Source organism: Nonomuraea sp. NPDC003214 (assembly GCF_053590035.1).
Genome location: NZ_JBSFSX010000010.1, coordinates 358,618 through 383,896 on the forward strand (window position 1 = coordinate 358,618; position 25,279 = coordinate 383,896).

General features: G+C 71.3%; 26 protein-coding genes and 1 tRNA gene. 10 read left to right on the forward strand and 17 right to left on the reverse strand.

The window, feature by feature from the left end:
• Nucleotides 1–133 precede the first annotated feature (133 nt).
• The gene (locus ACWDXC_RS32005) at nucleotides 134–799 is read right to left on the reverse strand and encodes an SDR family NAD(P)-dependent oxidoreductase (protein WP_449987938.1); all 666 of its coding nucleotides are present in this window, start codon (nucleotides 797–799) and stop codon (nucleotides 134–136) included.
• Between the two features lie 79 nt (nucleotides 800–878).
• Between ACWDXC_RS32005 and ACWDXC_RS32010 the strand changes: the two genes are divergently transcribed.
• Nucleotides 879–1,247 (forward strand): MerR family transcriptional regulator, encoded by a 369-nt coding sequence (locus ACWDXC_RS32010; protein ID WP_449987941.1) that lies wholly within the window; start codon nucleotides 879–881, stop codon nucleotides 1,245–1,247.
• On the opposite strand, the gene ACWDXC_RS32015 is transcribed toward ACWDXC_RS32010, so the two are convergent.
• Entirely contained in the window at nucleotides 1,219–1,806 is a 588-nt protein-coding gene (locus ACWDXC_RS32015) for a hypothetical protein (protein WP_449987944.1), read from the reverse strand. The genes ACWDXC_RS32010 and ACWDXC_RS32015 overlap by 29 nt on opposite strands.
• 196 nt (nucleotides 1,807–2,002) lie before the next feature.
• On the opposite strand from ACWDXC_RS32015, the gene ACWDXC_RS32020 reads away from it, so the two are divergent.
• A complete protein-coding gene (locus ACWDXC_RS32020) occupies nucleotides 2,003–2,743 on the forward strand; it encodes a hypothetical protein (protein ID WP_449987947.1) in 741 nt (246 codons plus the stop codon).
• Nucleotides 2,744–2,842: 99 nt separating this feature from the next.
• The gene (locus ACWDXC_RS32025; protein ID WP_449987949.1) at nucleotides 2,843–3,136 is read left to right on the forward strand and encodes a hypothetical protein; all 294 of its coding nucleotides are present in this window, start codon (nucleotides 2,843–2,845) and stop codon (nucleotides 3,134–3,136) included.
• A 6-nt stretch (nucleotides 3,137–3,142) separates the two neighbouring features.
• Here ACWDXC_RS32025 and ACWDXC_RS32030 read toward each other — a convergent pair whose 3' ends face one another.
• Nucleotides 3,143–3,952, reverse strand: coding sequence for an SDR family NAD(P)-dependent oxidoreductase (locus ACWDXC_RS32030; protein WP_449987952.1), 810 nt, complete (start codon nucleotides 3,950–3,952; stop codon nucleotides 3,143–3,145).
• An 82-nt stretch (nucleotides 3,953–4,034) separates the two neighbouring features.
• Between ACWDXC_RS32030 and ACWDXC_RS32035 the strand changes: the two genes are divergently transcribed.
• The gene (locus ACWDXC_RS32035; protein ID WP_449987954.1) at nucleotides 4,035–4,454 is read left to right on the forward strand and encodes a MarR family winged helix-turn-helix transcriptional regulator; all 420 of its coding nucleotides are present in this window, start codon (nucleotides 4,035–4,037) and stop codon (nucleotides 4,452–4,454) included.
• Nucleotides 4,455–4,475: 21 nt separating this feature from the next.
• Here ACWDXC_RS32035 and ACWDXC_RS32040 read toward each other — a convergent pair whose 3' ends face one another.
• From ACWDXC_RS32040 to ACWDXC_RS32065, 6 genes are all read right to left on the reverse strand, one after another.
• Nucleotides 4,476–4,811, reverse strand: coding sequence for a hypothetical protein (locus ACWDXC_RS32040; RefSeq protein ID WP_449987957.1), 336 nt, complete (start codon nucleotides 4,809–4,811; stop codon nucleotides 4,476–4,478).
• A gap of 218 nt (nucleotides 4,812–5,029) precedes the next feature.
• Nucleotides 5,030–5,734 carry a hypothetical protein gene (locus ACWDXC_RS32045; protein WP_449987960.1) on the reverse strand — a complete coding sequence of 235 codons (705 nt, stop codon included), beginning with the start codon at nucleotides 5,732–5,734 and terminating at the stop codon, nucleotides 5,030–5,032.
• On the reverse strand, nucleotides 5,727–6,314 hold the full coding sequence (locus ACWDXC_RS32050; RefSeq protein ID WP_449987963.1) for an RNA polymerase sigma factor: 588 nt from the start codon (nucleotides 6,312–6,314) through the stop codon (nucleotides 5,727–5,729). Before ACWDXC_RS32050 ends, ACWDXC_RS32045 begins: the two co-directional genes overlap by 8 nt.
• A 165-nt stretch (nucleotides 6,315–6,479) precedes the next feature.
• On the reverse strand, nucleotides 6,480–6,968 hold the full coding sequence (locus ACWDXC_RS32055) for a MerR family transcriptional regulator (protein ID WP_449987966.1): 489 nt from the start codon (nucleotides 6,966–6,968) through the stop codon (nucleotides 6,480–6,482).
• 10 nt (nucleotides 6,969–6,978) lie between these two features.
• Nucleotides 6,979–7,839 carry an SDR family NAD(P)-dependent oxidoreductase gene (locus ACWDXC_RS32060; RefSeq protein WP_449987969.1) on the reverse strand — a complete coding sequence of 287 codons (861 nt, stop codon included), beginning with the start codon at nucleotides 7,837–7,839 and terminating at the stop codon, nucleotides 6,979–6,981.
• Nucleotides 7,840–7,893: 54 nt separating this feature from the next.
• Entirely contained in the window at nucleotides 7,894–9,999 is a 2,106-nt protein-coding gene (locus ACWDXC_RS32065; RefSeq protein WP_449987971.1) for a hypothetical protein, read from the reverse strand.
• A 218-nt stretch (nucleotides 10,000–10,217) separates the two neighbouring features.
• On the opposite strand from ACWDXC_RS32065, the gene ACWDXC_RS32070 reads away from it, so the two are divergent.
• On the forward strand, nucleotides 10,218–11,084 hold the full coding sequence (locus ACWDXC_RS32070) for an LLM class flavin-dependent oxidoreductase (protein WP_449987974.1): 867 nt from the start codon (nucleotides 10,218–10,220) through the stop codon (nucleotides 11,082–11,084).
• Between the two features lie 42 nt (nucleotides 11,085–11,126).
• Here the strand turns inward: ACWDXC_RS32070 and ACWDXC_RS32075 are convergent, their stop codons facing one another.
• The 4 genes from ACWDXC_RS32075 to ACWDXC_RS32090 form a co-directional block, all read right to left on the reverse strand.
• Nucleotides 11,127–11,753: a response regulator gene (locus ACWDXC_RS32075; protein ID WP_449987977.1), complete on the reverse strand. Its 627-nt coding sequence runs from the start codon at nucleotides 11,751–11,753 to the stop codon at nucleotides 11,127–11,129.
• 16 nt (nucleotides 11,754–11,769) lie between these two features.
• Nucleotides 11,770–12,756, reverse strand: coding sequence for a sensor histidine kinase (locus tag ACWDXC_RS32080; RefSeq protein ID WP_449987979.1), 987 nt, complete (start codon nucleotides 12,754–12,756; stop codon nucleotides 11,770–11,772).
• A 9-nt stretch (nucleotides 12,757–12,765) separates the two neighbouring features.
• The gene (locus ACWDXC_RS32085; RefSeq protein ID WP_449987981.1) at nucleotides 12,766–13,857 is read right to left on the reverse strand and encodes a hypothetical protein; all 1,092 of its coding nucleotides are present in this window, start codon (nucleotides 13,855–13,857) and stop codon (nucleotides 12,766–12,768) included.
• A gap of 150 nt (nucleotides 13,858–14,007) precedes the next feature.
• Nucleotides 14,008–14,886, reverse strand: a complete 879-nt coding sequence (locus tag ACWDXC_RS32090; protein ID WP_449987984.1) for an NADP-dependent oxidoreductase — start codon at nucleotides 14,884–14,886, stop codon at nucleotides 14,008–14,010.
• A gap of 232 nt (nucleotides 14,887–15,118) precedes the next feature.
• On the opposite strand from ACWDXC_RS32090, the gene ACWDXC_RS32095 reads away from it, so the two are divergent.
• The 4 genes from ACWDXC_RS32095 (at nucleotide 15,119) to ACWDXC_RS32110 (ending at nucleotide 20,226) form a co-directional block, all read left to right on the forward strand.
• The gene (locus ACWDXC_RS32095; RefSeq protein WP_449987986.1) at nucleotides 15,119–17,206 is read left to right on the forward strand and encodes a histidine kinase; all 2,088 of its coding nucleotides are present in this window, start codon (nucleotides 15,119–15,121) and stop codon (nucleotides 17,204–17,206) included.
• Nucleotides 17,184–17,834 (forward strand): response regulator, encoded by a 651-nt coding sequence (locus ACWDXC_RS32100; RefSeq protein WP_449987989.1) that lies wholly within the window; start codon nucleotides 17,184–17,186, stop codon nucleotides 17,832–17,834. The genes ACWDXC_RS32095 and ACWDXC_RS32100 overlap by 23 nt, the downstream gene beginning before the upstream one ends.
• Nucleotides 17,835–17,877: 43 nt before the next feature.
• Nucleotides 17,878–18,651: an alpha/beta fold hydrolase gene (locus ACWDXC_RS32105; protein ID WP_449987992.1), complete on the forward strand. Its 774-nt coding sequence runs from the start codon at nucleotides 17,878–17,880 to the stop codon at nucleotides 18,649–18,651.
• Nucleotides 18,652–18,888: 237 nt separating this feature from the next.
• Nucleotides 18,889–20,226 carry a pentapeptide repeat-containing protein gene (locus tag ACWDXC_RS32110; RefSeq protein ID WP_449987994.1) on the forward strand — a complete coding sequence of 446 codons (1,338 nt, stop codon included), beginning with the start codon at nucleotides 18,889–18,891 and terminating at the stop codon, nucleotides 20,224–20,226.
• 57 nt (nucleotides 20,227–20,283) lie between these two features.
• On the opposite strand, the gene ACWDXC_RS32115 is transcribed toward ACWDXC_RS32110, so the two are convergent.
• Nucleotides 20,284–21,345 carry a WD40 repeat domain-containing protein gene (locus tag ACWDXC_RS32115; protein ID WP_449987997.1) on the reverse strand — a complete coding sequence of 354 codons (1,062 nt, stop codon included), beginning with the start codon at nucleotides 21,343–21,345 and terminating at the stop codon, nucleotides 20,284–20,286.
• 561 nt (nucleotides 21,346–21,906) lie between these two features.
• Here ACWDXC_RS32115 and ACWDXC_RS32120 point away from each other — a divergent pair.
• Nucleotides 21,907–22,782, forward strand: a complete 876-nt coding sequence (locus ACWDXC_RS32120; RefSeq protein WP_449987999.1) for an alpha/beta fold hydrolase — start codon at nucleotides 21,907–21,909, stop codon at nucleotides 22,780–22,782.
• Between the two features lie 961 nt (nucleotides 22,783–23,743).
• Here the strand turns inward: ACWDXC_RS32120 and ACWDXC_RS32125 are convergent.
• From ACWDXC_RS32125 to ACWDXC_RS32135, 3 genes are all read right to left on the reverse strand, one after another.
• Nucleotides 23,744–23,817 (reverse strand) — tRNA-Ala (locus ACWDXC_RS32125).
• Between the two features lie 65 nt (nucleotides 23,818–23,882).
• Nucleotides 23,883–24,470 (reverse strand): divisome protein SepX/GlpR, encoded by a 588-nt coding sequence (sepX, locus tag ACWDXC_RS32130; RefSeq protein WP_375074616.1) that lies wholly within the window; start codon nucleotides 24,468–24,470, stop codon nucleotides 23,883–23,885.
• Between the two features lie 124 nt (nucleotides 24,471–24,594).
• Nucleotides 24,595–25,239, reverse strand: a complete 645-nt coding sequence (locus ACWDXC_RS32135) for a GNAT family N-acetyltransferase (RefSeq protein ID WP_219500184.1) — start codon at nucleotides 25,237–25,239, stop codon at nucleotides 24,595–24,597.
• Nucleotides 25,240–25,279: the final 40 nt, after the last annotated feature.

Consider the following 25,279-nt stretch of genomic DNA (forward strand, 5'->3'; position numbering starts at 1 on the left):
GCAGCTGCACCGGAGACTCTCACCGGTGATCACCGCGCGGATTATGGTACGGACCGAAATCCCCCAATGGGACAACAATGGCGAAATTTCCGGTGACCGGCACGGCAACGAGCCCGTGCCTCCGCCGAGCCGGTCACCGGGGGCCACCGGCGTGCAGGGCTTCCCGCTCCCACTCGGCGCGTGGCTGCGCGTGCAGCCGCCAGTAGTGCTCGGCGATGTCGTCCGGGTCGAAGTCGGTGCCCGGGGCGACCGGTCCCGCCACGGTCACGCTCGCCACGTGCACCCCGGCGGGCCCGTACTCCTGGTCGAGCAGCGTGACCAGCGTCCGCACGCCCGCCTTGCCCAGCGAGAGGCTCACGTACTGCGGCTTGGGCTCGGGCATGCCCCCGGTGACGAGGAACGTCCCGTGGCCGCGCGCCGCCATCGCGGGCGCGAGCCGGGCTGCGGCGTTGAGCGCGCCGACCACGTTCACCGCCCACGCCTCCATGTGCCCGCGCACCGACAGCTCGCCCGGCCGGTCGGCCCGGATGATCGCGGCGTTGTACACGACGACGTCCGGCACGCCATGCGCCCTGACCGCCTCGTCGAGCGCGGCGCGCAGCGCGGCCTCGTCGGTGCTGCCCGCCTCCAGCCGCAGGACCGGAACCCCCTCGGCGGCGACCGCCTCCCCCACCGCGCGCAACGTCCGCCCGCTCCGCGCGACCAGTGCGATCGACAGCCCCTCCCTGGCGAACCGGCGAGCCACCGCCTGCCCGATCCCCGGCCCCGCCCCGATGATCACCGCGCTCGACACCGACATCTCCCCCTTTTTCGTGACCAGCGATAATGGGGGACGGTAAGGCGTCACATCGATGTGAAGGTCAAGCGGAAGGAGCCGGATGCGCATCGGCGACCTCGCCCACCGGACCGGGGTGCACCGGCGGCTGCTGCGCTACTACAAGGAGCAGGGCCTCCTCAGCCCGGCCCGGCTGGTCAACGGCTACCGCGAGTACAGCGAGGCGGACGTCGCGACCGTGCGCCACATCCGCGCCATGCTCGCCGCCGGGCTCCCCACCGCGGTCATCGGCCGCGTCCTGCACTGCGTCCACGACACGGACACCGGCCTGCCCGTGCCGGCCGGCTGCCCGGCCTTCATCGAGGCCCTGCACCACGAACGCACCCGCATCGCCGACGCGATCGCCGCACTCCAGACCTCCCAGGACCTCCTGGACGCCCTCCTCAACACGGCCCAGCACCGCCGGGCGTGACCGCGAGCAGGCCGGTCCCCCGCACCTTCGTGTCGCCGCCCAGCGTGAACGGCGTGACGCCGAAGGCTGCGGCGACCTCGGGAGCCAGCTCGAAGGCCGCCACCGTCCACTCCTCGACCTGCTCGGCGCTCGCCGCCCGCAGATCACCGTCGGCCGGCAGCCCGAGCTCCCGCAGCTTCACCCGTTCGCAGGGCAGCGGAGTGCCGAGGGTGAGCGAGGCGTCGTCCGGCTCGCCCGTTGCCGCGTACCGGCGGATCACCTGGCCGTTCTCCGCCACCAGCCAGGCCGACCCGTCGTCCTGCGCCCCGAAGTAGTAAGCCTGCGCCGCTCCGTACCGGTCACTGAGCTCCTGGCACGACCGCAGCACCTCCGCATGCCGCTCACCGCAAGGATCGCACCAGGCCCCCATCACCAGGGTCCAGCCGTCCACCTCGGGAGAGACGAACACCCGCGAAAGGTGCTCACGGTCCCCCGGCTCGCCATGCCCATCAGCGTCGATCACCTCACGCGCCTCGGCGAACGTGACCGGCCGAGGCGACGACAACCCCAGGATCGCCATGACCCCGGCCTGATCACCGGCGGGAACCGCGATCCAGTAATTCCAGCACGTCGAGATCGGCTCAGCCCGATCACCCGCAGTCGCCCGCACCCGCCCACCATGCCAGAACGCCCGGCCTCCGCCCACCCACGTACGGGGGGTGACATTCTCCCTACCCACGCGCACCCAGGAGTGATCGAAGGGCCAGTCTGGAACCATGTCGAAGAGTCCGGCAGAGCAGAGGCGGGCGGCCGGCCCGCAGCCGTGGCGGGCCGTGCGGATCGCCGCGATCACGGTGCTGGGGGTCTCGGCGCTGACCTGGTTCTTCGCCGACCCGATCCACGTGCCCGAGGACGTGCTGGAGACGCTGGACCAACGGGCCAGCGTGATCGGCATGTTCACCGGCGCGGCCGGGCTCGTCATCGCGACCCTGGGCTTGCGCGCCCAACTCCAGAACCGACCCGCCGACACGGTCCCCTCCCCCGCGGGCACCCCGGCCCCCCGGCGTCGTACGGCCATGCTGCTCGCGGCCGTCCCCGCCGTCGCGGCCCTGATCGTGCTGGCCGTCGTCTGGATCGCGCTGCCCGGCGGCCCGCCCCGCTACGAGGCCGAGGCGGGCGTGCACCACAAGGCAGTGCCGCTCAACGGTGTCGACGGCGCGTCGAACCGCGCCTCGATGGGCTATCTGAACGAGCCGGACAGCTGGGTGGACATCCGCGTACAGGCGCCCCACGCGGGCACCTACACCGCGCACGTGCGCTACCGCGCCGGCGACGGCCACGCGCGTCACTTCGTGACAGTGAATGGCCAGGACAGGCAAATCCTGGAATATCCGGCGCTCGGCTGGGGAACCTGGGCGACCGCCTCGCTCCCGGTGAAGCTGAACCAGGGCTGGAACACGCTGCGCTTCCAGCATCACGACAGGTTCGCCGAACTGGACTACATCGAAATCACCTGACTGAATTTCCGCGCTTACAGACGGTCTCCCCTTTTGGGGGGCTAGCGCGTAATTGCGGAAACCGGACGATGCGGCAGTGCAGCACGAGGCTGCACCACGGTGGCACGCGGCCACGGGATCGCCACCCGGGTCAGGGGTCTGCTGCTGGACGGGCGGTTCTGGTATCCGAGGTTCCCGCGGCTGCGGGCGCTGATCCCCCGGCACGTGGTGCTGGCGTGGCCGGAGTTCCTTTGGGACGGCAGCACCTGCTCCTCCTGCGACCTGTCCGGGCATGTCGTGGCCGATCTGGGCTGCTTCGACTCCCGTGACGACCTGTTCGACCGGCACGGTCAGACCCTGTGCCTGCCGGTACGCGTCCCCGCTGATCTCATCATGAGCCGCCGGGCGGCCTGAGAGCCGCTATCCGAGGTCCTGGGCCCGGTGGAGACCCAGGCTCCGGTTCAGGCGCCCGGTCAGCCGGGTGACCGTGACGCGGGGCAGCAGGCGGGGCGCCCAGGTCATCGCCCGGTTGATCGTACGGCCCGGGTAGGAGTTGACGGCGCCCTTGGCGAAGGCGTCGAGGGTTCTGGCCGCGACGCCTTCGGGGGCGTCGGTGAACGCCGGGTTCATGGTGGCGGAGGTGCCGTCGAAGAACGACGTGTCGGTGGCCCCGGGATGGGCCCCCATGACGCGGACCCCCGTGCCGCGCAGCTCCTCGGCGAGGGCCTCCGTGAACGACAGCACGAACGCCTTCGTCGCCGCATAGCTGGCCTGGTACGGCATCGACTGGAAGGCGGCGGTCGAGGCCACGTTGATGATCCCGCCGTGTCCCCGGTCGACCATGCGCCTGCCGAGCACGTGGCTCAGCTTCATCAGGGCGGTGACGTTCAGCTCCACCGAGCTGACGTTCCGCTGGAGCGAGCTGCTCAGGAACGGGCCGACGGCGCCCGCGCCCGCGTTGTTGACCAGCAGGTCGACCGTACGACCCTGCCGGTCCAGCTCCTCGACCAGCCCTGTCACGCCGCCGGGCGCGGCGAGATCGGCGGCCACCGTGGTCACCTCGACCTGGTACGCCTGGCGGATCTCGCCGGCGACCCGGTCCAGCGCGTCGCCGGAGCGGGCCACGAGGACGAGGTTCGCCCCGCGTCGCGCGAGCTCGTGGGCGTAGGCGGTGCCGAGCCCTCTGGACGCGCCGGTGACAAGCGCGGTGACGCCACGGTATCCGTACATGATCATTCCCATCTACTTCGAGCCTCAAACGAAATGGACGCTATCAGCTTCGAGACTCGAAACAAACTGGTACGCTCACGGCATGACGAGGCAGGAGCTGGAGCAGGTGGTACGGGCCAACCACGAGCTCTTCATGCTGACCGGTGACCGCATCGCCAAGGCGCTCGACGAGCTCCGCCTCACCTACGCGACGGCCCAGGCCCTCTGGGCGATCGACCCCGCGGGGCCCGCGCCGTCGATGAAGGCCCTGGCGGAACGCCTGTTCTGCAACGCCCCCAACCTCAGCTTCGTCGTCAACCAGCTGACCGATCGCGGATACGCGGAACGCGCCGTGGACCCGGGCGACCGGCGTTCGCGGGTCGTGGTGCTGACCGAGCAAGGCCGGCAGGCCCGCGAACGCGTCATCGACGTCACGCTCGCCGAAACCCCGTTCGCCCACTGCGACCCCGAAGACCTGAGCCGGCTCGCCGAAATCCTCCAGCGCGTGCTGACCAGGGCGTGATGAGGCCGACCCGGTCGTGGCCTACGAGGGGAGCCACGTGGGCCACCAGGGAAGCACGCAATCACCCGGAGTGCCCTCGCCCGCCAGGTCGTACACCGTCATGGCCACGGGCCCGGCGACAGAGCCGGCAACGGTGAGAGCGAGCAGGAGCACCCCCGGCCGGCTCAGGGCCCAGCCCGTGCCGGCGAAGTTCTCGCCGGAGCCCAGGTCACCCAGGCAGTAGAGCTGCGCCCGAGCCACCAGGTGAATATCGAGGAACGTCCCGAACGTCGCGCACGCCAGGGCGATGACCGCGGAGAGCCCGCAGCCGAACGCCCAGTAGACCTCACGCGCCTGTGGCCTTCGCCGCACCGTCACGGCGTCATCGAAGCAGACCCGTATGCGGACGACGCGCAGCCTGTGTGCGGATCCGGTGCAGGGAGCCCGCGGCCGAGGTGGTCTCGGCGCGCACGCCGGAGAAGGCCGGCAGGCGCCCCTGGTGAGCCACATGGCAGGGTACGCATGCCGTCACGTACGGCGCCGGCCGTCATGCGGGCGTCCATGACGAGACCGCCCTGACCGCCCTCAGCTGAACATCACCCGCCGGGCGGCGGCGTGGCGTCACCGATGTCGCCGGCCGAAGGGTCCGCCACGACCTCACACGGCTCGACGGGCCCGGTCGTCAGCCGCCCGCTGAACTGCCAGGCGACCCCGGGACGCTCCACCGTGGGCGTGACCGGATTCTCGCTGACCTCGATCATCGCGATCTGGCCCGGCTGGATGTGGCGCGGGTAGATGGTGATGCCGTCCTGCGGGCGAATCGCCTGGTACGAGATCGACTTCTGCAGTCGCTGCCGAAGCCTGGCCTGCGTGGCGGCATCGTTGCTCGACAGCTCCTCCCTGGTCGCGCCGAAGTGGTCACCCTTGAGGAAGGGCGCCCGGTTGTTTCCGCAGCGCTTGCCGAGAGGCAGGTAGGTGATGTCGGCCCGCACCCCCCAATCGGCCAGCTCCTTCTCAAGGTGCTCGGGGTCCCGGAAGTCGTAGATCTTGAGGTTGATCGATCCGTCCTGGTTCTTCGTCAGGGCGTACGCGGGCTCGGCGGAACCGAGCAGGGGAGGCACGGCCACACCCACCGCGACGGCCGCAGCCACGGCCGCGCCCATCGCGAGCCACCGCCCGGTGCGCCGACCGAACCGGGGCGGCGGCGCGGTCGCCTCCCGGACGAGCCGGAGCCGTTGCCGGGCCAGGGAGTGGGGCGGCTCGTGCTCCAGTTCCTTGATGAGCGTCTTCAGGTCATCCATGATCGTTCTCCTCCAATGGGTTGACTCCGCCCAGCGTGTGGCGGACCTTGCGCCGGGCCCGATTGAGCCGCGACTTGACCGTGCCGACCGGGATGCCGAGCGCGCGGGCCGCTTCCTCGTACGTCATGTCGCTCCAGGCGACCAGCAGCAGGACGTCGCGGTCGCCCCGCGACAGCAGCGCGAGCGCGTTCAGCAGGACCGTCCGCGACCCTCGGGCGGTCAGCTCGCGGGTGATCGCCTCTTCCGGCCCCTCGACGGGCCGGGCCGGGCTCTGCCGCTCCAGCGCCCGGTAGCGGCTGACCTCGGTCCGGCGGTGGCCGGTGATGAGCCTGGTCGCGATCCCCAGCAGCCACGGCCGGGCATCGCGGTAGGAGCTGTCGTACGCGTCGCGCCGGCGGAAGGCGATCAGGAACGTCTCCCCGACAAGGTCCTCGGCGAGTTCCGGGCCGAGCCGGAAGGAGATGTACCGGTAGAGCGTCGCGGCATGGCGGTCGAACAGGGCGGCGAACTTCTCCGGATCATCGAGCGAGCCTGCGATGATCTCGGAGTCCACCACCGCTGGTGACGTGTCGGTCACCATAGATGATCTATTTCCAGCATGGGACCCCCTTCGAGATGTCATCTGTGTCTTGTCACGAGAGCCGGAAGTGTTCACCGGTGCCGTCGCCGGGGTCCTGAAACGACGAATCCCGCCCGATCGCGATGATCGGACGGGATCCCGTCGGCTGCATGCCTGGTCAGGGGGTCATGCCGGGCCGGGGTCCTGGACGTCCGGCCCGGTCGCGCCCCCGTACGTGGCGATCTTGTACTCGACCGCGGTGAGGGAGAGGGTGAGCTCACGGATCCGGCGGCGGATGGTGTCGCGATGCTCGACCAGCACATCGAGCCGCTCCGGCACCGTGTGCGCCCCGGAGTCGACGAGCGCGATGTAGTGCTGCAGGTCGCGCATCGGCATGCCGGACAGCCGCATCCGCGTGAGGAACACCAGCCGCCGGACCACCTCGGCGTCGTAGACGCGATGCCCGCTGCTGTCACGGGCCACCTCGACCAGCCCGGCCCGCTCGTAGTAGCGCAGCGTGTGCGGCGAGATGTCGAGAAGGTCGGCGACCTCGGCGATCGTCATCGTCTCGGGCAGATCGCCCAGGTCGGCCAGGCGGTGGATCGCCTCGACCGACAGCGGCCCGTCGTCCCCGAGCGCCGCCAGCGCCCTGGCCATCAGCTCGTCGGTAGCCATGACCACGAGCCTAGACGGGCCGTACCGATGCGGGGACACCCTCGAAGTCGGCGCTGCGGGCGACCTCGGCCCACCGCTCGACCTCGTCCAGGCCGCGCCGGTACGCGCCCGAGATGCGCTCGACCGCCTCGCGCCCGAGCGGCAGCCGCAGCGGCACCTCGTCGCCGTGCGCGAGGGACACGATGATCTCGGCCGCCCGCACCGGGTCGCCTTCCTGGCGGCCGTCGGTCCCGGCCATGTCCGCCCGGACGTCGGCGAGCAGGTCCCGGTACGTCGCGGACGGCTCGGCGAACTCCAGCACGTCGCCCCCGTTGAATCCGGTCCTGAACCGGCTCGGCTCGACGATCATCACGCGGACGCCGAACGGCGCGACCTCCCCGGCCAGGGCCTCCGACCAGCCTTCGAGCGCGAACTTCGACGCCGAGTACGCCGACACGCCGGGGAACGACGTCCGCCCGCCCTGGCTGCTCATCTGCACGATCGTCCCCGTCCTCCGCTCGCGCATCGCGGGCAGCACCGCGCGGATGAGCGCGGCAGGGCCGAACAGGTGCAGATCCATCAGCTCCCGCAGCTGCGCGTCGCTGACCTCTTCGACCGCTCCGACCACGGCCCGGCCCGCGTTGTTGACCAGCACATCGATCTGACCGAATCGGTCGAGGCTGTCCCGTACGAGGCCCTCGGCCCCGGCGACGTCCCGGGCGTCGAACGCCGCGACCAGGCAACTGTCCGGGTACTCGGCCGCCAGGTCGGCCACGCTCCCGGGCCTGCGTACCGCCGCCACCACGCGGTCGCCCGCCTTGAGCGCCGCCTCCGCCAGTGCGCGCCCGAAACCGCGGGACGCGCCGGTGATGATCCAAGTCCGTGTTGTCATGGCGTGGACGCTAGGCGTTGGAGCGCGCTCAAACGCAAACCGTCGCCGGCTTGGTCAGATGAGGGGCGAGGTCACCCGCAGGGACCACTCGTCCTCGCGCGGGTTCGCGTCGATCCAGGCGATCACCGGCCGGCCGGTGCCGGTGAGGGACATGGCCAGCTGCTGGGGGACGTTCCCCGCCTTGGCGATCCTCGTGGCCCGGCAGGCGGTGCGCCGGCAGGAATGGACGACCAGGTGCGCGTCGGCGAACGTCGCCACCAGCGCCCGGTCGCCGGAGAGCACCAGGCCGGGCGGGTCCTCGTGACGATCCCCGGCGAGCGTGGCGCTCTCCGCCCTGGAACAGGCCCGGTCCTGGCAGTCGAGCAGCTTGATCGCGCCGGCTGCCGGGTCCCCGTAGGCGATGACCGGCCGCCCGTCCCGCCGTACGGCCAGGGACAGGCCGCGCATCCGGGCCCCGGCTGCCGTCAGCGGCGGTCCCGGCGTGGTCACCGTCGCCGACGCGCAGTCCGCTGTGTCGCAGGTCACCAGGGAGACCGCGCCGGTGTCACCGTCGCGAACGGCGGCGACAGGCCGGCCGTCCGGGCCGAAGGCGACCTTCAACGCGTGCTTGTCGCTGGTCCCCGCGATGTCACGCCTCAGCCGTACCGGGGTATGCCGCACCGGATCGGCGCACGCGAGGTCGCGGCACGAGGTGAAGGTCAGCGTCTTGGCGTCGTCGGGCCTGTCGGCCTGAACCAGGACCACGCCGCCCGGGTGGGCCGCCACCGCCAGCCTCGACCACAGGAACTGCCCGTCGTCCTGGGACCACCAGGCGATCGGCTTCCCGGGAGCCGAACAGCCGGCCTGGTCGCAGGCCGCCAGGCGGAGCCGGTAGTTGCGCTCCGCCTGGTCCCAGTCCCAGGAGGCGACCACCGTCCTGCCGTCGGGCAGAGCCGCGGTCGCGGCGAACCGGTCGGTACGGTTGTCGCCCGCGTAGAAGATGTCCAGGTCGGCGCAGGTGAGGTCCGGGCAGGTCAGCACCCTGGGCGCGTCGTCGTCGAAGCCCTGCATGTACATCGCGAGCTTCGGCCCGGGAGAGACGTACAGCGCCGTGAGGTCCCGCGACCACACGACAGGCCCGCGGTCGCCGCCGCCGCCGTCGCCCGCCTCGTCCGCCGGGGACAACGCGGCCACGTGGTCGGAGACCTCCACCCACCCCAGCGGGTTCACCGTGGCGACGGCGCCGGTCACCAGGCCAGGCAGCACGAGCAGCGCCAGGATCGGTGCCGTCCGGGTACGCGCTCCGTCCCGCTCCGGTAACCGGTCGACGATGGCGCGCAGTTCGGGACGGCCCACCTCGTGCCACTGCTTCGCGACGCGGTTCAGGAAGACCACGGCGAGCACGGCGGCCTGGAACGCGGACAGCAGGACGGCGGCGGCCGAGTTCACCGCGACGTCCACCGGCTGGGGCAGGCGGCCGGCCACCCAGCCGAAGCCGCCGGCGGCCAGGCCGGGCAGGATGATCACGCTGATCGCCAGCAGGAGCGGCGAGGTGAACCGCATCGTCGCCACGAGCCGGTACGCCCGGCGCAGCGCCCCGAACGGCCCCAGTCCCTCCAGCAGCATGGCCGGCATCGCCAGCAGGCCGGGCATCAGGGCCAGCCCGACGACCACGATCGCCGCGATGCCCGCCCACGGGTTCACGAACACGGTCAACGCCACCCCGGCAGCCGCCGTCAGTGCCAGGAAGGCGACCTGGACGAAGGCGAGCGCGGTGAGCCCTCGCCCCCGCCGTACCGCCACCCGGAGCGCGGACCGCCAGTGCACCGGCCAGCCCAGCACCCGGCCCGCGGCCATGAGCATGGTCGCGCCCCCGGCGACCGCGGCGGCGGGCACGCCGATCAGCACCAGCACGCCCAGCCAGGCGAACAGCGGCACATCCGCGTCCCCGACCAGCTCGATCCGCCCGTTGACCACCAGAAGCCGCCCGGCGGCCGCGATCGGCAACAGCGCCGCCGCCAGCAGGCCGACCGGGATCGACAGCACCGTCGTGGGCACCATCAGCGTGAACAGGTGGCGTAGGACGCGCGTGCCCATGATGCTCAATGCCGACGTTCCGACCAGCGCGGCCCGCAGGCGTTCCGCCCAGACGTCCGCCACCGCACCGGAATTGTCTGCCATGCGGGAGATCCAACCAGGCCCGCTTTCAACTCACTGAACAATTCCGGCCGTTCCCGGAACAGTCGGACTCCCTCCCTTGAGAAATTCCGTCCCCCGGCGAACGATCTCCCCACGCGCCCCGCGATTTGACCTCAACCCGCCTTGAGTTCCTAGCGTGATCTGCGATTCCGGTCCGAACTCCCAGGAGGATCACCATGCGGATCAGCACCACCTTGCCCATGACAAAGACCGGCGTGCCCGACGTCGCGATGGCGAAGCGCCTTGAGGACCTGGGCTACGACTCGATCGGCATGGCCGACTTCATCGTGGGAGACGGGACGCCGAGCTTCGACGCCATGCTCGTCCTGGCCGCCGCCGCAACGGTGACCGACACGATCGGGCTGGAGTTCGGCGTGCTCAGCCTCCCGCTGCGCCCGACCGCCTGGATCGCCGCGCAGATACAGACACTTCAGCACTTGTCAGGCAACCGGGTCACCCTGGGCGTCGGGATCGGCGGCTTCCCCGGCTCGCCGTTCTGGCGTGCGGCCGGAGCGCCCGTTCAGGGCCGGGGGCGCCGGGCCGACGAAGCCCTGCGGGCGCTCCCCGGCCTGATCCGTGGTGAGGCGACCCGACTCGGCGACGACGAGGTCACCCTCGGCCCGGCCGCCCCGGTCCCGCCCATCCTCGTCGGCGGGAACTCCGAGGCGGCGATGCGCCGCGCCGTCCGCCTCGGTGACGGCTGGATGCCCTCCTTGATCAGCCCCGCGGCTCTGCGCAAGAAGGCGGTACGGCTGCGCGAGATCGCCGACGAGCTGGGCCGCCCGGTTCCGTCGATCTCGGTAGGCGGCCATGCGATCCTCGTCGACGACCCGGCCGCCGTCGCCTCCTTCACCCGCATCCTGGTGGACGTGCACGGCATGGCCCCGGAGGAAGCGGCAGCCGTACCCGTCACCGGCACCCCGGCGCAGGTGGCCGACCGTCTCCACGCCTACGCGGAGGCGGGCGCCGACACGGTGGGGCTCAGCCTCGACGGCGGGGACTGGATCCGGCAGGCGGAGGCGTTCGCGGAGGCCAGAGCACAACTGACCCATGTCCGGGACGCCTGAAGCGGACGACCCGCGAACCTGAGCCGCTCGACGGGTCCGGGGTCAGCGCACCTGGCCGCTGCTCCAGGCCCAGGCGGCGATGCCGACCCGGTTGGCGGCTCCCACCTTGCGCTGGATATGCGCAATGTGCGTTTTGACCGTGCCCGGGCTGATGACCAACTCGGCGGCGATGTCGGCGTTGGTCCGCCCTCGCGCCACCAGAAGGGCGATCTCCAGCTCACGCGCGGTGAGCGGGTCCTTCAGCGGCGGCGGGGCCGTTCGGATCAGGCCCCGGAGCAGCCGGAGGGTCACCTGCGGGCTGATCAGCGTGTCGCCTGCCATCGCCGCGCGGACCGCTTCCACCAGCAGGGCGGGGCCCGACCGTTTGAGCAGGAAGCCGCACGCCCCTTCCCGCAGCGCGGTGTGGACGTACTCGTCCAGGTCGAAGGTGGTCACGACGATCACGCGGGTCTCGGCGGCGAGCTGCCGGGTGACCTCCAGCCCGTCCAGGCCCGGCATGCGGATGTCGGCCAGCACCACATCGGGACGCAGGTGACGAGCCAGCTCGACCGCCCGCGCGCCGTCGGCGGCCTCGCCCACCACGGTCATGTCCGGCTGCGCGTTGAGGATCAGCCGGAACCCGATCCGCACGTCCTCCTGGTCGTCCGCGATGAGAATCCGCGTCGTCATCCGTAACCGCCGGCCGTCATGCGGGGATCCGCGCGGTGACCTGCCAGCCACGCCGGTCCGGGCCTGCCGCCAGCTTCCCGCCACGCGCCTCCAGCAGGTGGGCCAGGCTCGCCAGCCCGAAACCGCCTGCTCTGGTGCTCTGCGACCTGCCCCCGCCGTCGTCCTCCACCCGTACGCGCAGGACCTCCCCTTCCTGACGAATGTCCACCCGCACGGTCGTGGTGCGCGGTGCGTGCCGGCGCACGTTGGTCAGCGCCTCCGTCACCACCCGGTAGGCCAGCGACGACACGTCCTCGCGTACCGCCATGCCGGGCTCAACGGCCAGCTCCACCCGCACGGCCGGCGAGAACGCGTCCGCCAGGCGCTCCAGCTCCTCGATCCCTGGCCCCCGCTCGCCCAGCGCGTGCACGGCCCGGTCCAGCGAGGCCAGCGCCCGCTGCCCGGCGTCCTCGATGCGCCGCAGCGCCTCGGCGACCGGCTCCGGCAGCGTGCCGGCCACCACCTGGGCGGCCTGCGCCTGCACCAGCATGCCGTTGAGGTCGTGGGCGACGAAGTCGTGCAGGTCGCGGGCGAGCCCGAGCCGCTGCGCCCGCTCGGCCTCCTCGACCGCACGCCGCCGCTTGTCGTCCAGCCCACGCAGGTAGAGCCCGGCCCCCACGGCCGCCACAGCGCCGAGCGCCCACCCGGCGCAGGCGCCGAACGCGAGCTGCGGCGGCCCCTGCCACACGGCCCGCAGCAGGATGAGCGCCACCGCCAGCCCGCTCAGCCCCGCGGACACGGCCGCCCGCCCTCCTGGGGAGCGCCGGACGGTGACAGCGGTCAGGACCAGGAGCACCGACACCTCACCCACCTGCAACGGCGCGCTGCCGCTGACCGTCCCGGTCAGCGGATGCGCCAGGGTGACGGCCAGCGAGAGCGCCCCGGCGGCTCCCGCTCCCCAGGCCACCGGGAGCCGGCGTGCCGCGTCACCACGCCGGCCCGCCGCCTCGCCGTACGCCCTCATGCCGAAAGCCTAACCACGCTCGGCGGCCGGCTCGGCTTCCCTGAGCCCACCGCCTCCGCACACCCGGCAGACCCCGCGGCGGCGCAGGTAGTAGGCGAGGGCGGCGGCGGCCAGCGCGACGCCCCACAGGGGCCACGTCAGCGGCGGCAACCACGTCGCCCACATGCCCCAGTCGTCGAACCCGTGCACCATGCGCAGGCGCCAGTACGTGAGCCCGCCCGACAGCACGATCACCGACACGATCGAGGCGGGAACGACGGCCAGCATCAGCGGCACCGGCCGGCCCGCCCGGAACCAGATCCACCGCGGGTAGACCTCGCCCCAGCGCCGCACGAGCCCCAGCGTGAGAATCGCCCCGGCCAGGCCCATCAGGCTGAGGAACAGCCCGCCCCAGCGCAGCCCCGACTCGTCCAGCCACCGCCAGAACTCCTCGGTGATCCCCAGCGGGATGCCCGCTGCCCAGGCGAAGCGGCTGGCGTCGTACAGGGCCGGGACGGCCGCCGCGACCACCACCGCCCACCGGCCCCAGCGTCGCGCCGCCTGCGGCGTGGCCCAGCGTGCCGGCCCGTACGCGTTCCGCCCGCACATCACGCACCTGGCCGCCGTACGCCGCTGGTAGGCCAGCGCCGCCATCGCCCACAGCAGCCCGCCCACCAGGACGATGAACAGGTTGACCCGCGACCACGGCACCAGCTCCGACATCGGCTGCCCTCCCGGCACCCCGGTGAAGGCGAACACCGCCAGCAGCGGCGCATAGGCCACCAGCATCAGCACCCGGTTGTCGGTGACCACCACCGTCAGGACGACCGCCGCCGCCCAGGCGAATCCCAGCAGCACGGCACGGCCCTGCCGCACCCCTCGTGCGAGGGCCAGCCCGGCGACCGCCCCCAGCACGCCGAGCACCGCGATCACCGGCCCCGCCCGCTCCGGGGTCGCCTCCCCGAGCACCGACAGCCCCGGCTCCCAGTCGGGATCGCTCCTGCCGAAGGGGAACCCGCTGCCGCCGAGCGCCCAGTACAGCCCGAGTGCCCCGTAGCCCAGCGCCCAGACGGCCGCCGCGTACCCGGCCCAGTGGGGCCACTTCACCATGACCTTCCTCATGGCTCAAGCCTCGATCCCGGCCCCGCTCCGCCCCATCCGCCGAACGGCAGAACCTCCCCGGCATCCACCCCACCGCCTCTGCGAAAGGACAGAGGGCGGCGGCGTGCCCTTCCGGGTGGTCCGTTCAGAAGATCAGCGCGATCTTCCCGTTCAGGCTCCCCGCCGGAAATGCTCGTGCGCGGCTTTCACGTGCTGCACGGCGTATTGCGCGTCGACCCGCGCCCTCAGTCGCCCGCCGTCCACGGCCGCGGCGAGTTCGGCGAGGCCGCGGCCGTCCTCGCGTACCTGGTTGACCGTGGTGCGCACCCGACGATGCGACAGATCGGGGACGGGCCCGGCCTGAGTGGCGATCGAGGCGTACCGGCCGCCGTCGGCCACGGCGTCGGTGACGAAGGCGCCGAAGGTGTCGAAGACGGCGTCGTAGCCGCCCGCCGGCAGGGTGGTCCGGTCGGTGGTGACGTGCTCGGCCCCCAGTTCCCGTACCACCTTGACCTGCGCCTGCCTGGACACCAGCCCGTCCACCTGCGCTCCGCGAGCAACCGCGAGTTGCACGGCGAGCCCGCCGACGGCTCCCGCCGCACCCGCCACCAGCAGCTTGTCCCCCTGGCCGACCTCCAGCCAGTCCAGGGTCTGCAACGCGGTCAGTCCCGGCAGGGGCAGGGTCGCCGCCTCGGCCAGGCTGATCGACGTGGGCGCCTGGGCGATGGAGTCAGCCGGGATGGCGACGAGGTCGGCCCATGAGCCGCGCCCGGTCGCGAGCTGGTGCGACATGCCGAACACCCGCTCGCCCACGGACAGCCCGCTCGTGCCCGGGTCGACGACGATCCCCGCCAGCTCCCAGCCCAGCGTCATCGGCAACGGCGGCGTGCCCTCCCCGATGGCCCCTTCCCGCGTCTTGTCGTCAACCGGGTTCACGGCCGAGGCGATGACCCGCACCAGCACCTCGCCCTCGGCCGGCCGGGGCTCCGGCACGTCGACCAGCGCCAGCACGTCAAGATCTCCGAAGCGGTCGATCCGCAGAGCACGCATACCAGCTCCCCTAGAGTTCGATGAGCGTCCAACTTAAAGGGTGGCCCGTTTCGCGCCGCCGGCAGACCCCGGCGGGCCTCCAGCGCCATCGTGACGGTCACGGACGCGGCGACGCCTTGCACGGTGAGCGTTCCGGACCGCCCGGCCGGGATGAATGTCCTGTGTGTCCCGGGACGCCGTCCCTCCCCGCCGGGCTCGTGAACGGCTACCTTGGCTCCTGATCGGAGGGATCGTGACGGCGACCGAGGTGAAGCCGGCGACGGGCCGGGCCGCGTGGTGGTGGTGCGGGCTGACCCTGGCCCTGGCCGCGACGGCCTCCGCCCTGGCGGGCGCCAACGGCAGCGCTCCGGCGCCGGTGCTCCACCTGCTGTTCGTGACGGCCTGCGCCCTGGTGGGCGGCCTGATCTGCGCCCGGCGGCCCGGGCACATGGTGGGCCGGCTGCTCGCGCTGTCCGCGTTCTGCTTCGCGCTGTACGAGGCCACCGGCCAGTACGCGATCCTCGGGCTGATCACCCATCCGGGGCTGCCGCTGGCCGCGCCGCTGGCCTGGCCGCAGACCTGGCTGTGGGTGCCGGCCAACACGGCGGCGGCCCTGGTGCCGCTGTTCTTCCCCGGCGGGCGGCTGCCCTCCGCCTCCTTACGCCCGTGGCCGGCCGCGGCGGTGGCCGTCGCGGCGGTCGTCGCCGTGCTGAGCGCGCTGCGCCCCGGACCGGACACCCAGGTGGGCGCCGGCGCCGGCGTGCCCAACCCGCTCGGCGTGCCCGCCCTGGCCCCCGTCGCGCCGGTGCTTGAGCCGGTGCTGGGCGGCGTGCTGGTGGCGGTGTTCGCCGTAGGCGCCGCCGGGCTGGGCAGGCGGCTGCTGCGCAGCGACGGCCCCGAACGCCGCCAGGTCGCCTGGCTGCTCTACGGGGCCGGGATCGAGGCCCTGGTGATCGGAGCCAGGCTGGTGGCGGGGCTCACCGATGACGTCCCCGGCTCCGTGTGGCCCGCTCACGACCCCGTGTGGGAGGTGGTCGCCGCCCTGGGCGCCGCCCTCGTCCCGGTCACCATCGGCGTGGCGATCCTGCGTCACCGGCTCTTCGACATCGATCTGGTGATCAACCGGACGCTCGTCTACGTGCTGCTGTCGGGCTGCGTGACCGGCGGGTACGTCCTCGTGGTCGGCTATCTGGGGGCGCTCTTCCCCGCCCAGGACCTGCCGATCTCCGTGGGGGCCGCCGGGCTGGTCGCGCTGGCCTTCGCCCCGCTGCGCCAGCGGCTGCAGGGCTGGGTCAACCTGCTGACCTACGGCGAGGCCGACGACCCGTACGCCGCGCTCACCCGGCTGGGCCGCAGGCTGGAGAACGCCGCCGGCCCCGACGCCGGGCTGTCCGGGATCGCCCGGTCGATCGCCGAGGCGCTGCGCCTGCCGTACGCGGCGGTGGAGACCGCCGGAGGCGAGCGCCACGCCTACACCGCGCCGGGCCCGGCCGCGACGGACGACGCGGGCCTGACCCGGCTGCCGCTGACGCACAACGGCCGGCAGGTCGGCGGCCTGATCCTGCGCCCCCGGCCGGGGGAGACCGGGTTCGGCCCCCGTGACCTGCGCGTCCTGGCGGACCTGGCCCGGCAGGTGGCCGTGGCCGTGCACGCGGCACGGCTCTCCGCCGACCTGCGGCGGTCACGGGAGCGGCTCGTCATGGCCCGCGAGGAGGAGCGGCGCCGGCTGCGGCGCGACCTGCACGACGGCCTCGGGCCGACCCTGGCCGCGCTGACCATGCGGGCCGAGGCCGCCCACGACCTGGCGGCCGACGAGCGCGTACGGGAACTGCTTACCGACATCGTCGGCGACGCCGAGGCCGCGCTGGCCGACGTGCGGACCCTGGTGGAAGGGCTCCGCCCGCCGGCGCTGGACTCCCTGGGCCTGGCCGGGGCGTTGCGCGCCCACGCCGCCCGCCAGCCCTCAGGGCTGCGCGTGGACGTGCACGCCCCGGACGACGTGCCCGTGCTCCCCGCCGCCACCGAGGTCGCCGCGTACCGGATCGCGAGCGAGGCTCTGACCAACACGCGCAGGCACGCGGGAGCCACGTACGCCCGCCTGCGGATCGAGCTCGCCGGCGGGAGGCTGAACCTGGAGATCTGCGACGACGGCCGCGGGATCGGGCGGCGGGAGTCCGCCGCGGCGGGCTCGGGAGTCGGGCTGGCGTCGATGCACGAACGTGCCCTGGAGCTGGGAGGATCCTGCACCGTCGAGGAGCGTCCCGGCGGCGGCACCCGCGTCCGGGTCGAGCTGCCCGCAGGTGGGGAGGGGAACGGCGATGATCAGGATCTTGGTGGTTGACGACCATCCGGGGTTCCGCGCGGGGCTGCGCGCGCTGCTGTCGGGAGCCGACGGGATCGAGGTCGCCGACGAGGCGGGCAGCGGGGAGCAGGCGCTCGCGCTGGCGGGCCGCGCGCAGCCGGACGTGGTGCTGATGGACCTGGAGATGCCGGGCATGGGCGGGATCGCGGCGACCGAGCTGCTGGTCCGCGACCATCCGCACATCAGGGTGGTGGTGCTCAGCATGTCCGACGACGACGACTCGGTGTTCGCGGCCGTGCGGGCCGGGGCCCGCGGCTACGTCCTCAAGGGGGCGCGCAAGGCGGAGATCGTCCGTGCGGTGCAGGTGGTGGCCGAGGGCGGCGCCGTCTTCGGTCCCGCGCTCGGCCATCGCCTGGCCGACTACTTCAGCGGCGGCGGCGGCGGCGAACGGCCCGGGGCTGCGCTGCCGGGCCTGACGCAGCGCGAGAGCGAGATCCTCGACCTGGTCGCCAGGCACCTGACCAATCCGCAGATCGCCGCCCGCCTCGGGCTGAGCCAGAAGACGGTCCGCAACCACGTCTCGGCCATCTTCACCAAGCTCCAGGTCGCCGACCGTTCGCAGGCCATCGTCCGCGCCCGCGAGTCGGGCCTGGGGGCGAACGGCTAGCACCTTGCCCTTCCGATAATCCGAATATTACAGTAACCCCATTATGGAAGTTGCGCACTCCCTGGGCGGACTGCCCTGCCTCTCCCTCGGGACAGGACCGCCGCTGATCGTCCTCCTCTTCACCCCGCAGGCCGCGGTGCCGGCCGGCTGGGGCCGTCGCTACCTGATGCGGCTGGCCAAGCCCTTCACCGACCACTTCACCGTGCACACCCTCACCCGGCGTCCCGGCCTGCCGCCGGACACCACCATGGCCGAACTGGCCGCCCACTACGCCGAGGGGATCGAGGCCGCGTTCACCGGACCGGTGCACGTGCTGGGCCTGTCGACGGGCGGCTCCCTGGCCCTGCAACTGGCCGCCGACCGCCCCGGCCTGGTCGCGCGCCTGGTCCTGGGCGGTACGGCCGCCGCACCGGGCCCGATCTGCGAGCGCGCCAACCGCGCCTACGTCGAGCGCGCCAGGCGGGGCCGGCGGCCGAGCCCCCCTCTGGCCAACCTGGTGACGGAGTCGCCGATCGGCCGGACTCTCGTCGCCGCGCTGGCCTGGCTGGCCGACGGCCGCGGGGACCACACCGACGGCGCCACCATGCTCAACGCCGAAATCGGCTTCGACCTGCGCGCCCGGCTACCGGAGATCACCGCCCCCACCTTGCTGATCCAGGGCCAGAAGGACCTGGCCTACCCCCTCGACCTGGCCCGCCAGACCGCGGCCGGCATCCCCGGCGCCAAGCTGATCGTCTACCCGGGCCGAAGCCACGGCGCGACGTTCACCGACCCGCGCTTCGCAGCCGATGCGCTGACGTTCCTCCGATCACCCTGACTGGGTACGACCCCCGGCGTCCAAGGCGAACGGTTCGCGCGGCAGTCACCCGTTCTCACCGAGGGCGACCCCGGGAAGCCGATGCCGTGACGCTTCAGGAACATGCTTGCCCCGGAATACCGGACGCTGGAGATCGGCGGTCGCGTGGAGTTCGAGGTCGTCCGCAGAGGCCCTTGCGCTCGGTTGCGTCCGGCAATTTTCCCGCGCACTGCCTGACAGACTGGTGCAATAGACGGCATGTCGCGATCTCCTCGAGTGCTGCCGCGCGGGATCATCGCAGCAGCCGCAGTCATCGTCGCGGTCGTGGCCGTTCGCGCTCGCCGCGGAGCCCCCACCGAGACCCCTGCTCCCGCCAGCGACACGCCGGAGACCACCGCGAGCGCTACGCCGCAGGACACGCCTGCGCATCCCGCGCCCCGTGGGCGCCGGCTACGCCGACTGCTCACGCTGCTGCTCACCGTGGTCATGATCGGCGCCTGCTCGGCGGCAGCGTTGCTGCTGAGCGGCCCGGACTGGACGCGCTGGGTCCTGGCTGGACTGGCCTTGGCAGGAGGGGCCAGCTTGATCATCGCGTTCCTCATCGGCCCGGCGGCCCGCCGCCTGGCCGGCGAGACCACCCCACTGACAGCCGCCGAACGCAGGCAGCTGACCCCCAACGAGCGCGTAGAGGCTGTCAACGCCGCCCGTCACACCCTGATTCAGACCGCCACCGGCCTGGTCGTCATCGGCGGCGTGGTGTTCACCGCCCAGGGCCTCTGGTACACCGCCAAATCCTTGGAAACCTCCCGCGATGCCCAGATGACCGCAGAACAGGGACAGATCACCGACCGCTATACCAAGGCCGTCGAACAGCTCGGGTCACCCACCGAGGGTGTGCGCCTCGGGGGCATCTACGCCTTACAGCGCCTGGCCGCCGACTCCTCCACCGACCGTGACACCATTCGCAATGTCCTGGCCGCGTATGTCCGAGACCATGACCTCTGCACCTCGCATGACAGCAGAAGCAAGCTCCCCGAGCAGTGCACCGCCACAAGCCTGCGGGCCCTCGAGATGATGCCACTCGCCAGACCTGATTCCGACGTGCTCGCGGCGCTGACCATCGCTCCCAGCTTGGCTCCGCGCACCGTCGAGCGAGTCACTGTATCCACCGCCATCGGCCGTGCCGTTCAGGCTCGCACCACGGAGGGGCGAGCCGACTTCTCCCATGCGCGCTTTCCCCGTACAAACCTGAGCGCCGCATATCTGCAATACGCGTACCTCAACGAAGCGGATCTTCGCCTCACGAACCTGGGCGAGGCGAACCTGCGCGGCGCATACCTGGGTCGCGCGACCCTGACCGGTGCGGACCTGCGCTTCGCAGACCTGACCGGCGCCTACCTGGCCGGCGCGAACCTTCGCAACGCGGACCTGCAAGGCGCGGACCTGTGGCACGCAAACCTGCGCGGCGCCGACTTGCGAGGCGCAAACTTGGTGAAGGTGCAGGGGATGACCGAACGGGAGATTCGGGCCGTGGCCATTGTCGATGCCGGAACACGGTTTCAAGGGCGCTCTTGGAGCAGCCACGCAATGAAGTGAGACGCCGCCGGCACGGATGCGCAGGCGGCGGAAGACGTGCAGCAGGGCGAGCAGGAATCACCTACCGCCCTGCGCGGCTGTCAATCTTTCTTGGGCACTCAAGTCCCGTACTCGCACGTCGCCGTCACCGTCTCCGGTGACGGCGACCACCCTTCCATCCACATGCGCGACCGCCACGTCCCCGACCCAGTTGGCGTACCTCATCCGTCCGCCCAGAGGTTTGCGGGTGCTCAGGTCCCAAACCTGTACGGCACCGCCGCCGTCTTCGTCGCCACCGCCACCGCTGAGGGCGACCGGCCGCCCGTTCACCTCTCCGAGCGCCACGGTCCGGGCCCCATAGGCGTGGCCGGTCGGTATGGGTTCACCGACGAGCTGGCGGGTGGTCAAGTCCCATACCCGGAGGTTCTCGTCCCGGCCGACGAAGACAGCGGCCGGTCGACCGTCCACCTGCCCGAGCACAACATCTCCCGCCCCGCCACCACTGATCATCGGATCGCCTATCGGTTGACGAGTGGCCAGGTCCCACATGCGCGTCGTACCGTCAACGCTGGCGGTGACGGCAACTGCCCGGCCGTTCACCTCTCCGAGCTCCACGGTAACGACGAGACCGGTGTGCCCGACCAACGGTTCGCCGAAAGCTTCGTGCGTAGCCAGGTCCCACACGTGCACAGGCAATCTCCGGCCGGCATCACCCCGATCTCCCGCAGTGACGAGGACGGCCCGGCCGTCCACTTCCCCGACCGCAACCGCGTCGACGGGTTCGGTGTTGCCGAGCCTTATCGGTTCGCCGATGAGTTCGCGTGTAGTCAGATCCCAGATCCGTACAGCGTCGTCGTAGCCGCCAGTGACGGCAACCAGGTGGCCGTCCACTTCCCCGAGCGCCATCGTCACGATGCCGACCGGGTGAGCGACAATCGGTTCGCCGATGGCATCGCCTGTGGTCAGGTCCCACATCCGTAGAGTGGTGTCGTCGTAGCCGCTGCCGGCGCTCACAGCCACCGGCCGACCTTCCAGTTCCCCCACCGCCACGGCTCCGACAGGGTCATCGTGATGCCCGAGCAGATCCGAGGAAGGCCACACAGCGACGGCCAACGCTCCCCAGAGTGCCAGCCCGGCCATCCACGACAGGCTTCGACGAAGGAATGACGGCCGCATCAAGCCGGGTGACGTTCCGGCGCCCCTGCGATCAGGCATCGCGTGATCTCCATCCCGGGAAACTGTCGGGCCGGGCCAGGCGGACGAGACAGATCGGTCATCCACCACGGGCCCATCGCGCGCGTCGGGATCACCCATGTTCAGCCACTTCAGATCGGACACCGCTCACCGTCCTTGAGCCGACTCGCGCCTGCGTGAGGGCCGGAGGAGTCAGGCGATCACAGATGGCCGAGAGTAGTGGGAGTGGTCCCAGCGCGCTAGATCACACAAGCGGCTCAAGCGCTCCGGCTGAGCGCGGAGAATCGATCAGAACCGTAGTCACCCAGCAACGCAAAAGGCCGCTCCCGATCATTCAGAAGCGGCCTTTGACCTGGGTGGGGCGTTCACGAGTGCAGTTGAGCTTGCAGAACGCCGGGCTTTGAAGATCGCTTCCCAGCACGGAGGTGATCGTTTCCCGCAGGGCTGTGGCTGGAGGCTGGCGGTGGGAGGCGAAGAATTGTCGGTTGCTCATGACAGTCTGGGCCGATGCCCCCAACGATCTCAGGCTTCGATGAACACACGGTCCGGGTGGACGGTCTTGACCTCCATGTGACTTCGGGTGGAGAGGGACCGCCGCTGCTGTTGCTTCACGGCTTCCCGCAGACCCATCTGACCTGGCGGCATGTCGCTCCCGCGCTGGCAGACCGCTTCCGCATCATATGCCCCGACTTGCCCGGTTACGGGGCCAGCGCCAAGCCAGCGGGTGGCCACGAGCAATACGCCAAGCGTGTGACCGCGGCGACCATGGTGGCGCTGATGCGACATCTCGGCCACGAACGTTTCAGCCTGGTCGGCCATGACCGTGGAGCGCTGGTCGCCTTCCGTGCCGCGTTGGACCACCCCGACGCCATCGATCACCTCGGTGTGATCGACGTCATCCCTACCGTCGACATGTGGGAGTCGCTGACGGGCGTGGGTGGCGTCTTCGGTTTCCATCTGTATTTCCTCGCGCAGCTCAACGACCTGCCCGAGCGGATGATCGGCGCTGACCCCGACACGTTCTTCGGCTACTTCCTCGATGCCTGGGCCGAGGCCGGCACGTTCGACGCCGAGGTCCGTGAGGCATACCTGACCGCAACGCGTAATCCGGAAACGATCCACGCCATTTGCCAGGACTACCGGGCCAGCGCCTTCGTCGATGCGACCCACGACAGCGAGGATCGGCAGGCCGGCCGCCGCGTCAAGGTCCCTACCCTGGCGATCTGGCAGGACCCCGGCGACATGGTGTTGCCGTTCAACCCCTCGGCGGTCTGGCACGGCTGGGCGCCGGATGTCCGCACCCTGATGCTGCCGGGTGGGCACTTTCTGCCGGAAACCCAACCTGCCGCCGTCACCGCGGCGATCAGGAACCTGATCAGTTAATCCCGAGGAGCGGCCGAAGGGCGGCAGAAGCGTTGACCCTCCTGCCGCAAAGAACCGACCTGTCTGATCGCGGTGATCAGACAGGTCTCATCGGCGGCCTTCAGAGGGCCCGCAGACGAACCCATTCTGCCTTCCAGGGGCAAGGGGTGACCCAGCGCACATCTGCCACCAGACCACCATCACCCTGCGCCCGGACGACCTCGACGAACCGGCTCGCCCACGGCCGCGTCGCCCAGACCTGCTCGCCTGGCGGCAAACCCACGACCACCACGAGCCCTCCGCCCGAAGGCACCTACGCATTCAACTCACGCGCCCAGGCGCGCGACAAGGTAAAGCGGAACGTTGTGCTCCTCTGCGAGATCCCGAGGGGCAAGGGCGGCCGCCCGTCCAAGTCGCTGACCCTCGCCCAGGCCGAAGCCGTTCTCAAGGCATCGGAGGGCACGGCCCTGCACGCGTACGTCGTCCTGTCGCTGCTCCTCGGTGCCCGCACGGAAGAGCTCCGCGCGCTCACCTGGTCGCACGTCAACATGGACAGCACACCGCCGTCCATCATGGTCTGGCGCTCCGTCCGTGAAGGCGGCAGGCGACCGCTGGCAGGACAACGACCTCGTGTTCGCCTCCAAGGTCGGCACAGCGCTCGACGCTCACAACATCCGCCGCTCGTTCCGGGCCGTCCTCAAAAGGCCGGTCTCAACCCGAAGGACTGGACACCCCGCGAGATGCGGCACAGCTTCGTCTCGCTGCTCTCCGATTCCGGGATGCCCATCGAGGCCATTTCACGCCTGGTCGGCCACCGCACCACACCGTCACTGAGACCGTCTACCGCAAGCACCTCCGCCCCGTCATCCTCGACGGCGCAGAGGCCATGGACCAGATCTTCAGGGACACATAGTCACTCACTTAGTCACCCGGCATTGCAAAAGGCCGCCTCCCACAACTGGGAAGCGGCCTTTGACCTGGGTGGAGATGAGGGGATTCGAACCCCTGACCCCTTCGATGCGAACGAAGTGCGCTACCGGACTGCGCTACATCCCCAAGGACTCGACCAGATTAGCAAACTCCAGAGGGTCCTCGCGCCACCCTTTCGGTCGCGCACCGCGTCAGTCGCCCACCGCGCGCCGGGGCGGTTCGGCGTACTGGTCGAAGAGGACGTCCGCCTGCCGGGCCTCGAACTCGATGATCTCCGCCTCCGCCTGCTGGGCGGCGAGCTCGGCGGCGCGGCGTTCGCGGATGCGGCGGGCGCGTTCGCGGGCTCGGGCGGCGCGCTGGCGGCGTTCGCGGTCGACCTGTACGGCCATCCGCAGGAACGCCAGGTAGCCGAGCATGATCACGCCCGAGGGGGCCACGGCCCACCACGGGATGAGCTGGAAGGCGGCCGTCGCGATGGAGGCCGCCACCAGCAGCAGCGTGAAGAACAGCAACCGTCTGCGCCGCGCTACGATGATCGCGCGGCGGCGGGCGCGGAACTGGCGGGGGTCGACGTAGTCGGCCGGCGGCGCGTCGTCCTCCAGGCCGGTGCCCGAGTCCTGGGGCGAGCGGGTCAGGTCGGGGAGCTGGTGTTCGCCGGTGTAGTGTTCCTCGAGTTCGGCCAGTTCGGCGAGGTTCGTCTTGTCCCGGCGCAGCCACATGGGGACCAGGACGCACAGCCACATGATGACGATGGCAAGGTAGAGGAGGGCACCGCTCACGGCCACCTCCGGGCAGCATGAAGACGCCTGTGGGTCATCGGCGTCTTCAAAGTGCTCACGTCACGCACCGTAAGACCGCGTGTCACTGATTGACGAGCATTCGGTGCGGTGTGTCGCGAGATCGTCAAACCTCTTCAACCGGAGAACCACCGTGAGCCGCTGACTCACGCGCGCGACGCCACTGCACCAGCAGGCCGCCGGGGACGTCCTCGACGGTCAGCGCGTAGCAGATGTGGTCGCGCCAGGCTCCGTCGATGTGGAGTTGGCGACGCCGTATGCCTTCTTCCCTGAAGCCGAGCTTCTCAACCACCCTACGGCTTGCCTGGTTCTCGGGGCGGATGTTTGCTTCGAGCCGATGCAATCCGGTGGTGAAGAAGCAGTGGTCGACGGCCAGGGCGAGGGCGGTCGGGGTGATGCCGCGGCCGGCGAGCGCGCCGTCGATCCAGTAGCCGACCTGGGCGGAGCGGGCCGAGCCCCAGACGATGGCGCCGATGGTGAGCTGTCCGGCGAACCGGCCGCCGTACGTGACGACCCACGGCAGGGCGAGCCCCTGGCGGGCTTCGCGGCGCAGGGTGCCGACCATGGAGACGTACGGGCTGAGCCCGGTCTTGAACAGCGGGGTCTCCGGGTTGCTGGGTTCCCAGGGGCGGAGCCAGTCGGCGTTGCGCACCCGGGTGTCGCGCCATACGCGCACGTCCGCCAGCCGGAGCGGCCGGAGGCCGACCGGACCTTCGCTCAGCGCCGCAGGCCAGCCGCGTAGTCGATCCACCACACCATCATCCCCCCAACCGGCGCGATGCCGCCACGGG